The sequence below is a fragment of the Mycoplasma todarodis genome (genome assembly GCF_004335995.1).
GTDB classification, from domain to species: domain Bacteria; phylum Bacillota_I; class Bacilli_A; order Mycoplasmatales; family Metamycoplasmataceae; genus Mycoplasma_K; species Mycoplasma_K todarodis.
Genome location: NZ_PSZP01000004.1, coordinates 40,266 through 53,391 on the forward strand (window position 1 = coordinate 40,266; position 13,126 = coordinate 53,391).

At 30.6% G+C, this 13,126-nt stretch carries 11 protein-coding genes; all 11 read right to left on the minus strand.

Translation table 4 applies throughout. From position 1 onward, the window contains the following. Nucleotides 1-25: 25 nt before the first annotated feature. Nucleotides 26-1,387, minus strand: a complete 1,362-nt coding sequence (locus tag C4B25_RS00975) for a YhgE/Pip domain-containing protein (RefSeq protein WP_131613201.1) — start codon at nt 1,385-1,387, stop codon at nt 26-28. Next, nucleotides 1,387-3,135 carry a YhgE/Pip family protein gene (locus tag C4B25_RS00980; RefSeq protein WP_131613202.1) on the minus strand — a complete coding sequence of 583 codons (1,749 nt, stop codon included), beginning with the start codon at nt 3,133-3,135 and terminating at the stop codon, nt 1,387-1,389. The genes C4B25_RS00975 and C4B25_RS00980 overlap by 1 nt, the downstream gene beginning before the upstream one ends. A 274-nt stretch (nt 3,136-3,409) precedes the next feature. Next, nucleotides 3,410-4,528 (minus strand): EamA family transporter, encoded by a 1,119-nt coding sequence (locus tag C4B25_RS00985; protein WP_131613203.1) that lies wholly within the window; start codon nt 4,526-4,528, stop codon nt 3,410-3,412. 91 nt (nt 4,529-4,619) lie between these two features. Further along, the gene (locus tag C4B25_RS00990) at nt 4,620-4,847 is read right to left on the minus strand and encodes a YneF family protein (RefSeq protein WP_131613204.1); all 228 of its coding nucleotides are present in this window, start codon (nt 4,845-4,847) and stop codon (nt 4,620-4,622) included. Nucleotides 4,848-4,906: 59 nt separating this feature from the next. Continuing rightward, complete coding sequence (locus C4B25_RS00995) at nt 4,907-5,728, minus strand: MSC_0882 family membrane protein (RefSeq protein WP_131613205.1); 822 nt, start codon at nt 5,726-5,728, stop codon at nt 4,907-4,909. Then, nucleotides 5,728-6,381: a hypothetical protein gene (locus C4B25_RS01000; RefSeq protein ID WP_131613206.1), complete on the minus strand. Its 654-nt coding sequence runs from the start codon at nt 6,379-6,381 to the stop codon at nt 5,728-5,730. The genes C4B25_RS00995 and C4B25_RS01000 overlap by 1 nt, the downstream gene beginning before the upstream one ends. Nucleotides 6,382-6,453: 72 nt before the next feature. Further along, complete coding sequence (locus tag C4B25_RS01005) at nt 6,454-7,782, minus strand: hypothetical protein (RefSeq protein WP_131613207.1); 1,329 nt, start codon at nt 7,780-7,782, stop codon at nt 6,454-6,456. Between the two features lie 49 nt (nt 7,783-7,831). Further along, nucleotides 7,832-9,625, minus strand: a complete 1,794-nt coding sequence (gene lepA / locus C4B25_RS01010) for a translation elongation factor 4 (protein WP_131613208.1) — start codon at nt 9,623-9,625, stop codon at nt 7,832-7,834. A gap of 83 nt (nt 9,626-9,708) precedes the next feature. Next, the gene (locus C4B25_RS01015) at nt 9,709-11,634 is read right to left on the minus strand and encodes a hypothetical protein (protein WP_131613209.1); all 1,926 of its coding nucleotides are present in this window, start codon (nt 11,632-11,634) and stop codon (nt 9,709-9,711) included. 117 nt (nt 11,635-11,751) lie between these two features. Then, entirely contained in the window at nt 11,752-12,606 is an 855-nt protein-coding gene (gene fmt / locus C4B25_RS01020; protein WP_131613210.1) for a methionyl-tRNA formyltransferase, read from the minus strand. Between the two features lie 89 nt (nt 12,607-12,695). Next, on the minus strand, nt 12,696-13,126 hold a 431-nt coding region (locus C4B25_RS04700; protein WP_168380655.1), incomplete at its 5' end, for a hypothetical protein.

Here is a 13,126-nt window from a genome sequence, read left to right on the forward strand (position 1 = left end):
ACCCAGTAAAGGGTATAAATTATAATTAATGTTCATCATGCACATCAGGATCATGAGATGTGTAGTGACCATATTTCTTAAATCTTTTCTTATCAGCAAAGAAATTAACTGTTAATGATAATGGAATAAATCCTAGATATATAAAGATTGGTCATTGGTGTAATCACACAACGGCATTGTTAGGGTCTACAAATAACTCTCTAAATGATGCTATTGTGTATGTAAACGGCACTAGAGGAGCTAATTTACCTCAAGCAGGCGCTTGCATAGTAACTGGGAAAACACCACTAGAAACCGATAATTGAATAATAAGAATTATCAGCACCGCAAATGAACCTACCTCACCAACTCTAAATATTGATGAAATACCCTGACAAATTAAGGCAAATATTATAGAAACAAATAATGTATAACCAATTAAATAGCCAGGACTTTCTACTTTCAATCCAATTGCAAGACATAACGTTGACATTAATAGTGATTGAATCATTGCAGTAGTAACTCACATAATAGTTTTTGAGAAGTAATTTTTGAATGTCCCTGCTTGTTGAGCAATCGGTCCAATACGTCTATTTTTATACATGAATATCATCATTAAACATCCAGCTCAAAGAGCTATTGAGAAGAAGTAAGGATAAAGAGCATTACCATAGTCTTTTATCTCTCTTCCACCGATTGTTTCAAATTGAAGGAAATGATCTCTGAATGCATTAAATCTTTTGGAAATATTAACATGTTTTAAAATTTCAGCCATTTTAGCTGGATCAGCATTATGTGCCTTACCAACTTCTTCAAGTGCTGCTTTTAAAGCATTATTTATAAAACTAGTTTTTAAAGAAACTATATCCGCACGCATACCTAATAATCTAGCAGAAACATAATTACGTTTGTATGAAGTATAGAATGTTATATGTGGCATTTCAACGCCGGTTAGTATATTAGATTTTTTAGCAGTGAAATTAGCATATATTTGAATAGCGTCAGCCATTATCTTACCTGTGAATCCTTCAGGTATGATAAATGCACCATCTATTTCACCTTCTTGCACAGCTGTTTCTACAGATGCTTTGGTTTTATAGATATCAGAAGCATCTTTAATTGTCATATTGTACTCATCAACATGTAAATCAATTTTATGAGTTCCAACCATTGATTTCTTTACAATTTTACTAATTAGTGTATCTTCACTTTTTCCTTTTGATGAAAGTGTCTTATCTAAAGAAACAACCTTGATATTCGCTTCATCTGATTTGTGAACTGGATTTTGGAATGCAGATATAAATACACTAGCATATAAAGCTGGTAGCAATAATAACAAGAACATACCAAATGTTTTTCATCTATTACTTGTCAACTCTCTTAAGTCTTCTCTGATTATTTTTCACATTATTGCACCTCCTTTTTATCTTTCACATCTGAAGGTTGATTTTTATTCTTTTTTTCTTTTGGTTTCTTAGGTTGTTTTTTGTGTTTGTCTACTCAATCTTTAACACGATCTGTTAATGCAGATTCAATTTCTTTAATTTCTCTTGATTTTTCTACATCAACTTTTGTAAATGCTTCTGGATTATTTCTTTCTAACTTATTTTTTCTATATGAATAGATAGCTGGCCCTGCGATTAAGAAAGGGATTGCTAACAAGAATAATGAAAGTAAATTCATACCCCAGTCAATAGCAACAGTATTTGTCAATGTTTGTCTAAAAATATTAACCGAATAAGTGAAAGGAACAATAGGGTGTAATACTTTAAAGAATCCCTTTTGAGTATATGTTGGGAATAATCCGCCTGATGCGGTTACTTGGAATACAAAGAAGAAAGTAACGAGTATAATACCTGTTATTTTTGTAGGAACCATACATCTTATCGAGAATACCATGGTAGAAAATATCATTGCCACTAAATAACCAGTTATGAAGAATAGCGGTATGCCAGATCCTAATGAATGGAATCCAATACCAACTAAAGCTCCCAGCAAAATAGTTTCTTGCATTATATTTGCTATTCATATTAAAGATAGTTTAGCGAAGAAGTTTTTCACTTTTGAAGTTCCACGTTCATGAACTTTTGGTGTGACCATTAAAGTTGTTGATAACGCACCAATTCAAAGACCAACACATATGAATAATGGAGCTAAACCAAATCCATACTGTTCTATTTCACCTTTACCCTCAAAGTCATTCACAATAACCCTTGGATCAAATGGTTCGAAATGTTGAGACAGAACACCCTTTACAATATCAACTGCGCTTACAACGTCATTTTTAACGCTTTGGGGAGTTTTGTTTAATAATTTTGCATATTCTTCAACAGTTTTATTTGTAACTGCATCTATCATTGTTTTGTCAGCTGGTTCTTTTGAAGTTAAAGCCGCTTTTATTATTTTCATTATCGATTCACTACCAAGGATTTTGTTATTTGAACCAAATCCTAAAACGAAATTCTTTTTATGATTAAAATAAAGTTTAAAAGGAGCTGTAAAATGTTTTGTCGCATTATTTAATGAATCCGCAACTAATGCAGCTGTAGTACCTTTCGCAACTGGGGTTGGAGAAGTATTTTTTGGCAATCATTTAATTAATGTTTTTGCTATTGTTGAACCAGGTATATTGTGAAAATCATTCAAAGTATAAGCAAATATACTACCAATATATTCAGTTAAGTTATAAACCTTACTTTTATCGATATTCCCTTGTGCATCTTTTTTATAAATAGGTTGCATAACTATCGAGAGGTTATGTTTACTTAACTCTTCTTTAAATTCATCATTTTGAGAATATAAATCATTTGCAGCAACTGTTGTTTTCTTGAAATTAATAGTTTTAGATGTTTTATTCAAGTGGTCAACCTTTTTCATTAAAGATTTATAAACTTCATCATTTTGTTTCATCTTATCAGATGCAATAATAGCCATATCACTTGACTTAGTATTTGTTATAGGATCTCACATTGCGAAAATATAAATAAAACCATATAGAAAAGGAACTACAAGAACCCCTAAGAATTTAAGCATCTTTAGTCTATGTCCACCAAAGTTTGTCTTAAATTCCAATCTAAATATACGGAAAAATTCTTTAACATTCTCCTTGAAACGTTTTCACATGATAACTCCTTTTAGTTTTTGTATTAAATACATTTTAACATTATTTTAAATAAAAAAATATAAATTAGTTAACTTTTGTTATCTAATTTTATTCTGAAACTAAAAAAAGGCTTAAATACCTTTATTTTTACTTAAAAGATACTATATAAAAAATCTTCTTTCTTTTTGCCGAAATCCAAAAATGGCGTAAAAAAAAGCGACTTTCTATTTTCACCTTACGGCTATCGTCGACGTTAACGGGCTTAACTGCTGAGTTCGGAATGGATTCAGGTGCGATACATAAATATTTAAGGTTTTTTCACTTTTTTTATTTTTTATTTTTCTTATCCTTTTTGGAAGATTTTTTTAAAAGTTCCTTTAGAGGTATAACTTCTTGTTTCCCATGGAACACAAGCACCAACATAAGGCCTATTGATAGTGGGAGCAATAAGAATCATAAGTACCATGCTAACAATGACTCGGTAAATGTCACACCAGGAACACCAGGTAAGAATTGCATTACCAAGGCAAATACAGAAGGAATAATAAAGTTATTCGTATCAATAATAGCAGTTAATTTTTGACCAATCATTTCAATAGCTGATGTATGCATTATTCTTAATAACAACACATTAAATCCTGCCGCAAATAGTACTACTCATACAATTCATGCTTGTTTTTCATAGAATAATCTACCTATTAAACCAGAATAAGTATTAAACATTGTTCCTGTAACTCCATAATTAATACCCATTGAAATTGGAACAAACACAACTCACGTTGTAATTACAACAGTCATCGTTCTTATTGCAATAACCTCTTTTTGAGTAACATCAGGATTCCTATCCATAGCAAGTCTCAATAATAACCCTTCCATTGCTCAGAAAAATCCAGCAAGAAGTCCACAACACATACCAGCAATAACTCTATTATTTATTTCTCCACCACCTATAACAACAGGAAGAACCACAAATAGAGCTCCAGATAAAATAGAAATTAACATACCAACTTTAGAGATTCAATTATCCTTTTCTTTAAAAATAATTTTATTTAATCCTATGGCGAATATTGGATAAAATGCAGTTAAGATAACTCCATAGGAAGGTCCCGCCAATACAATTCCAACAATAAAGAATAAATTCCCCATAGCGGTACCAAATATTCCCGACAATATAAAGAAGAAATTTTTCTTCTGAGACATTAACTTTAATGCTTTCATTATTATTTTAGGACCTAAATACACAACGATCATAATAAGTGAAATCAACTCTTTTAAAGACATTACTCCAGCCGAATAAGCAATTCCATCATTATTAGAAATTGCTACCATAAATCCTGCGTAAAATAGCAGGGGTAAAAGCACAGCTTCAAAACCTTGTGAAAATACCACTCCACCCGCGGCAAGCATACCAATTTTTTTGTTTTGAGAGTCTGTTCTTTGTTTCATATTGTGTATTATAACAAATAGCAAGCTTTTTCTTTATTCATTAGGAGAAAATAGCACATATTTAAAAATAAAAAAATAATGGCTAAAACCATTATTTTGCAGCTTGCATTGAACGCATAACTGATTTAATTTGTGCTTCAGATGGTTTTCTTCCCATTTGTAAGAACATAGCTCTAATCATTTTTTCGTTAATTGGAGGATTTTCTTTAAGTTGTTTCTCAAACATTTTTTTAGTAACGAAGAAACCAATCCCACCTCCAACTAACATTCCGATGATGAATAATCCGATAATTAAACCGATTGCTAAACCTAATGACATATTATCTCCTTGTTTATTTCGTTTATACGATTGATAATAATATTATACAAAAAAAAGCGCTAACGCTTTCTTCTTATTAATTTTAATATTATTAATACAACAATTGGTATTACTAGGATGATCAATATTGATATGATGAATAACCTTCTATACGCTTTATTCCTAATTGCTTTTATTTCTTCTATTTGTGATTCAGGAGCCAATTCTGATCCAAAGTATAAGTTCATATCATTGATACGTTTTTTTCTTTGGATTGCGAAGATAACATGTCCAATCGCAATTACCAATAATGCAATCGACATTAATGTTGCAATCAATGAAGGATTCCCCATTCAATTTTTTATTCAAATGTCAAATTTAAATACTCATCAATTTACATCTTTTAATCATCAAAGGATTATTGTTGAAAGTCCACCGTAAAATAACAAAGTGAATGTGATTCAGTTATGAGCAACTTGTTTCTTATGCATTCCAACATACATTTTCGAAATGAATGGAGGTGTTGATGTTAATCCAACTTGTATATCTTGACGATATCTAGTTACTGATTTTTTTAAGTTGAAAAATTCTAATGTTGAAATCGAAAATCTATAAAGTGCTAGTATACCAGCTATTGAAGGTGCAATATATGTTAATGGTCCAAAATTTCATTTGAAAACCCCTAGTGTTATTATTATCGCCATTGCTATTAGCATTGCTCCAGAAAGTATCATTGTAATTATTTGCCTAAACTTTTCTCATCTGATAACTCCATAAATTCCATTTGGAATTTTTCCAGCAGGATCAGCTACTATTTTTGAATGTTTTAATTCTGTTTTAGTAAATGTACTTGTATTTGTGAATGTAATTGTATCATTACTATTTATTGGTGTTAATTGCATTAAATACCTCCTTTCATAATATTTTCTAGTTTTTCTGTCGGTCTAAATACAAATCTCTTGCCTTGCTTATCTTTTATAAACAATTCTAACTTAGCAAGTCTTTCTAATGAACTCCTGGCCGTTTCATAAGAACATGAAACATGTTTTATATAATCATCAATGGAATATGACTTTGTTCTTTCGTTGTAATTTTTTATAAAAGATTCATCTTTTTTTGATAATTCCGGAATCATCCTTCTTAAGTCAACATCCTTTTCTTTAACGAAAAAGCTATCAATCTCTTTTATCAACCAGTTTGTTACCAATGTAAGATCATTACCTTCTTCTTCGAACTCTTTCAAGATGTATAACTTCTTATTTTGCGGAATACTAATAGGAGCTTCTTTATTGGAAACAATCAATTTCGCAATTTCTGTTATGTAGTCATAATCAATTGCTTCAATGTTTAATTTATGCGATATTTCTACGTTTTTAGCATATCTTTTCTTGATCAATTCGGGTGTTTCAACCATCTTTGCATACATATCTTCAAATGAGATAATACTGGTGAATTGAGTTCTATAAGTTTTTACAAATGAAGAAATACTAGAGTCCATTTGCTCTAGTTTTTTTATTGGAACGTAAATATCATTAGTAAATTTCCCTTTTTCCATATAAATATTATACAGCAAAAACTATTTTTTTACTAATTTACTACTATTTTTTTACTAACTACTAATTTACTACTAATTTACTACTTTATTTTCTGTAAAGTGAAATTCATATTGTTGGATTATTTTATAATATGAATTCATTTTCAATCTATTTGCAACATAAAAGATTATGGTTATGATACTTGTTAATATCGCCATCCCGAATATAATTGGCAACGCTACTCTTACAACATCGAGATTCGCAATTAATTCTCTACTAATAAGTTCACCTGTTCCTAATGAAAATGAACGCACCGAAAGGAATATACCTAAAACTAATGCGGGGTGTTTATGATCCAGATGTAATGTTGAACCAAATAAAGTCACTTGGAATACAACAGCACTAATAGAGATGATTGTCACGACAATCCCTCAAACAATAGCTGATTGAGTTTTAGTAATCGCTAGCACAAACCCTACAATTGCACTTGCAACCATACTGATAAATGAAAATGCTTTAATTTTTAAAATAGAAAATACTTTAACTAAATATGTTCCTGTTACAATCGCAGCTAGAATCGAAAGTATAGTGATTCCAGCTAAAATACTTTCTCTTTGATTATAGTCCACCACACCCATTGCTTTCATTACCGCAGAGTTTGACATTAACATTGTCATAAAAGCCACCAAAGAAGCTGTAATTGATAATTTTCACACCATTGAATAACCTTTAGAAGTGTGCATAACCTCATCCGGCGCACCCAAATCTAAACCAATGGTTTCTTTTCTTTCTTTTGTCATTGTGTAAATACCAACATATAAAACCTCAATGATTAAAGCTGAAAGTATTATTCACCTTAAACCTTGCATCGAAATACCACCGTTTAAATGTGTTCCTTGTTTAATGATATTTGCCAAAGAAGAAGTTAATATCGGAACTGTAAACATAATAACCGAAGATCAGAAGACTTTCTTAATATCTCAATTCTCAGATCAATATTGTGAATTAAGACCAAAAGTAGCTCCAACCATACCTGCACCCATCATTGTTAAAACAATTGATCAAAAAGCAAAGTTTGATGCCACGAGCGTGATCGCTGATAATATAAAACCTATAGCTGAAATTTGAATTATTAATTTCCTAGATTTGAATTTAGCAGATAATATACCGAAAGGTATACGGACTGCTACTTGTGTAAATTGGTAAAGAGATATAACTATTGGTCATACTCAAGTCTTTGACATTACCCCCGTAACGGAATTAGAATTAACCTTAAATATTTGCATAGCTATTCAAAAGAAAAATAAAGATACATATATAAAAATGTTGTATCTTTTTAAGTTAGTTGTTTTAAATAGTAATGCAATCACAATAGAAAACACTAAAGCGAAAGTCATTATAGAAATAATTAATGTTGTCATACTTGAAATAATTATATAAAAAAATAGGTTATTAACCTATTAATTAATATTATTTATCATTATCTGTTCTAAGCACTTGTAAGAAAGCTTCTTGTGGAACTTCTACAGAACCAAATTGTTTCGCTCTTTTCTTACCAGCTTTTTGTTTTTTAAGTAGTTTATCTCTACGTGTTCTATCTCCACCATATAGTTTTGCTGTAACATCTTTCCTATATGCTTTGATAGTTTCTCTAGCTATTACTTTTGCACCGATTGCTGCTTGAACCGGAATTTCAAAGTTATGCTTAGGAATAACATCTTTAAGTCTTTTAGTTAAATCTCTACCTCTATAGTATGCGAAGTCTCTATGACAAATGAATGAAAATGCATCAACTCTATCAGCATTTAACAAAATATCAACTTTAATTAAATCTGATTTTGCATAACCTACAAAATCATAATCAAAGGTTGCATAACCTTTTGAAATTGATTTTAATTTATCGAAGAAATCAAAAATAATTTCAACCAATGGTAATTTATAAACCACTCTTCTACGCGTATCATCAATATATTGTAAATCAAGATATTCACCACGTTTATTTTGACATAACTCCATGATTCCACCAAGGTGTGCTTCAGGAGTTACAATTGTAGCTTTAATGAATGGTTCTTCAATGTAATCAATAAATGAAGGATCAGGTAATTTTGTTGGGTTTGAAATAACTTCCATTTCTTTATCTGTTTTATAAACATGGAACTCAACAGAAGGAGCAGTCGCTATTAATGGAACATTAAATTCTCTTTCCAATCTTTCTTGTAGAACTTCCATATGTAGCATACCAAGGAAACCAACACGGAATCCATGTCCAAGAGCTAAAGAAGTTTCTGGTTCAAAAGTAATTGAAGAATCTGATAAAGATATCTTTTCAAGCGCTTCCTTAAGTTGTTCATAATCTTTTCCATCAATTGGGTAAAACCCTGTGAATACTACTGGATTAAGTTTTTTGTATCCTTGTAATGGAGATTCTGTTGGGTTTGATGTAAGTGTTATAGTGTCACCAACAGCAACATCTTTAGCATCTCTTATTGAAGCAGCGATTCAACCAACCTCCCCAGCTTCTAATGAATTCTTTTTAACTTCAGCAGGATTCTTTATTCCAAGTTCTGTAACATCAAAAGTATTTCCAGAAGTCATGAATTTAAAGTGATCACCTTTATTAATTTTTCCTTCAAAAATCCTAACTAAAAGAACAACTCCCCTATATGGATCAAAATATGAATCGAAAACCAATGCTTTAAGTGGTTTAGAATCATCTGCATTTTTTGGAGCAGGCACAACTTTTATTATTTCTTCAAGTACTTTATCAACATTTTGACCTGTTTTGGCAGATATTTCAATTGCATCATCCGCAGGAATACCAATAACATCCTCAATTTGTTTTTTTACACCTTCTGGATCAGCTGAAGGTAAATCAACTTTATTTATAACAGGAATGATTTCTAAGTCATTATCCATGGCTAAGTAAACATTTGCTAAAGTTTGTGCTTCAATACCTTGGGTTGCATCTACTAATAGGATTGCACCTTCACAAGCAGCTAAAGAACGTGATACCTCGTAAGTGAAGTCAACATGCCCTGGAGTATCTATTAAATGGAAAATATGATCCTTGTATTCTATTTGAGCTGCATTCAGCTTGATAGTAATACCTCTTTCTTGCTCTAAGTCCATAGTATCCATGTGTTGGGTATTTAAATCTCTTTTCTGGATTGTGTTGGTTTGTTCCAAAATTCTATCTGCTAATGTTGATTTTCCGTGGTCTATATGCGCAATAATTGCGAAGTTTCTTATATTTTTCTTATTCATAGTGTAAGTATTATAAATTAAATAAACATATTTAACTAATATATTTAATATTTGCATAAAAAAACAAGGTTAATAACCTCGTTCTATAATTCTTTTTCTATTAAATTCTTTCTCATTTCAGCGTATTCTTTTTCGCTAATTATGTTACTTTCTTTTAAATCTTTTAATTTTTTTAATTTTTCTTCTAAAGTTGAATTATTTTGTTCGTTGGTAATTTTATTAGCTTCTGCTATTTTAGGTGTTTCAGCAGTTTCTAAACGGTATTCCTCATCTTTAAGTTCTTTATGTATTAGAATAAGAAGAACTAATCCAGCGATTTGAATAAATATACTTAAGATAGCTATAATTTTAATAGTTGAATATCTTGAGCCGTGAATACTTGGAACGAACCCTTCTCTTGATTCTAGCTTAAGAGCTTTAATTATTACTTTAATTGCAATAACTCATGAAACTACTACAACAACAAGTAATTCAATGATCATTAGCATTACCATAACGATTGAAATAACCATTGAACCACCATCTGATGTAGTTACCCCAAATAATATTATTCATATTGGCATAAATATAGCAATACATAAAATCGCTACTCCACAGAATAATCCAGAAATTTGTAGTCTGAAGATATGGTGTAGTTCTTTTTTATACTCTGAAATACCTCCAGTTATCAGCCCACCACTTTTTATTTCCTTACTTATTGATGTGTTACCATAAGCGTCAACTCCCATTAAAATAACGAATACAAATTGACAAATCAATAGTAATGATACAAGCACTACTCCATATGTATAAATTGCAGAAATTGCACCGTAAGGTTCTGTAAGATCGACTGAATTACCTCATGACATTCCATCTCTTGCACTTCTTTTAACTCATTCTAAATCCACTTCCATAGCAAGGGATATATTGATAATAAGCATTGGAATAATAATTATAAATAATGAAACCGTATATAATGTAACACCAAAAACACTTAATTTTGTTCTACTTATTTTCTTAAAGGATTTAACTTGAATAATTCATGTGGTTAGTGTCATGATAAATGCAAGTGCAAATAACCCTGCTGAAGCAGCTATCATATTTGAATCATCGATAGTTTTATCAATCATATACGAGTGACGTGAAAAAGTACTTTTCGTTGTAACTCAGTTTGATTCACCAAAAAGAATAATCGCTATCATTGTAATAACCATTGTGATTACAGATAATATGAAAATTGTGTTTTTTGTTTTTTTAACCTTTGTTGATTTATTTGGTGTTGTTCTCACCTTTGTTGCTTCTGAGTTTTGAACTGTTTCCAACACTTTTCTTGGTTTCCCTTTAATTAAAGTTAACGTTGAAGTTAGTACTGCAAGTACACCAATAACTAAACCAAAACTTGCAAGTAACGAATCAATTACAAATGATTCTGTTGTTATGATCGAGTCATTCGAGAATGTTGAAATCATTCCATTTAAAGCTGATGGTTTTTTCTGAATGAAATCTGAGAAATCTTCTCAGTTATACCTTCAACCAAAACTACGCATCTTACCTTGTTGAACCATGAAATGTCTTGGATCAAGCATAATTTCAGATGGAATAAGAATTACGATAGACATACTTAGTAAGAATCCTAAAACCGCTATAACTATTCCTAATATAGCTGAAATTGAGCGCATCTTCACTACGCATGTTATCGATAACGACATAAATACTAAAGCGAATATAGTTGAAATACACGCTAAGGCAAAGGTGACCACTTGCATCTCCGGATCTCCGATAGTATAGCTACTTGAAACTGTAAAGAAAGCTGTACCATTTTCAAATACATCTCTTAAGTCTTGAGTAAAACTTGAATTTTGAAACCCTACATTAACAGCTCAGTTTTTAAAATTTTCAGTAGTTTGCGATGAAGTAGTGAACACTATAATCGCAATCATAAATAACATTATAAATGTTAATATACCAAAAATCATTGTTGAGATTCTTAATCCCAAGAATGGTTTTGGTGCTTTTTTGACTGTTGTCATATTTTTCTCCTTGAATTTTTATTTTTTATAATACTTTTTTAATGGTATCACAATTTTAAAATGTTGTATATACATTTCGAAAGATTTAAAAAAAATAAAAAGCTAAGTAGCTTTTTATTAAAATTCACTTCCTTTTAAAAACTCTTTGTATGGTAACGCTTTTTTTCCAGGCGCTTGTAATTCAGTTATGTAAATTGAACCATCTTTCACTTTAAACTCAATACCCTCTTGATTATTTGAGTAATTAAGAATTTTGAACTTTTTACCATCCCTCATAATGAAAGCTCCCGGGAAAGGATTGAATGCTTTAATCATTCTTTGTGATTCGAATATTGTTTTTTCACTAGTTATTTCGCATTCTTCTTTTGTTATCTTAGGTGAGAATGAAACTTCTTCTTTTGCTTGTGGATATCTATTGAACAATCCTTTTTCAATATTATTTAATCATTCTGTAATATGATCCGCTGCAATCATGGATAAAATACCAAACATTAATCCTGTTGTATAGCCCTCTTCAATAGGTGTTGATGCTTTGAATATCATATCTCCTGCATCCATCTCTTTAACCATGTACATTAATGTAATTCCAGTTTCTTCATCTCCATTTAAAATAGAATAATGAATAGGAGCTGCACCCCTATACTTAGGTAAAAGTGATCCGTGAATATTCAATGCCGCTATTTTAGGTAAATCCAATATTCTTTGGGGTATATATTGTCCATATGCACAAGTTAATAAGATATCAAAGTCCATATCTTTTAACTCTTCATAAATTTCCGAAATCTTTTCAGGTTGAAATGTTTTAATTCCATATCTTTTTGCTAATTGTTTAACTGGTGTTTCGATGACCTTTTGCCCTCTCCCTTTCGGTCTATCTGGTTGTGTTATAATTCCGACTACATCAAAATGATTGATGACTTCTTCAAATGATCTTACTGAGAATTCAGGTGTTCCTGCTAATATTATTTTCATAGATAAATTATAGCAAGTGTTTTGAAAAACATTGTGTAAAATATTAAAGTTTTTAATAAAAAAACAATCCATTTTGGATTGTAATTTAATTAATACATGTTTGCTATTGAATTATTTAAATCATTTGAATAAGAATTAATACCACCTATGATTTTTTTAGCTTCTGAATTTATTTCAATGATAGTTTTTGATTTTAATTCAACTTTAATATTTTTACTTCTTTTTATAGCAGCTTCTCAATCTTTTCTATATTTCTCAACTACTTCAGTACTGTGAGAATTAGCTTCGATTATGTTTGCTACACTTGCTAGCATTTCTTTAATTGCAAATATTGTAAGTTTTAAGTCGTTAATCAAATTAGCGTTAGCATCAAGTTTAGCATGCGCATCTTTTGTTGTTGCTTTAGCGGTATTAAGAGCTGTTGTAGCTGCTTTGTTTGCTTTATCTAAGTCACTGATTGTTTTAGTGTTAGCGTCAAGTTTAGCTTGTGCAGCTTTTGTTGTTGCTTTAGCAGTATTAA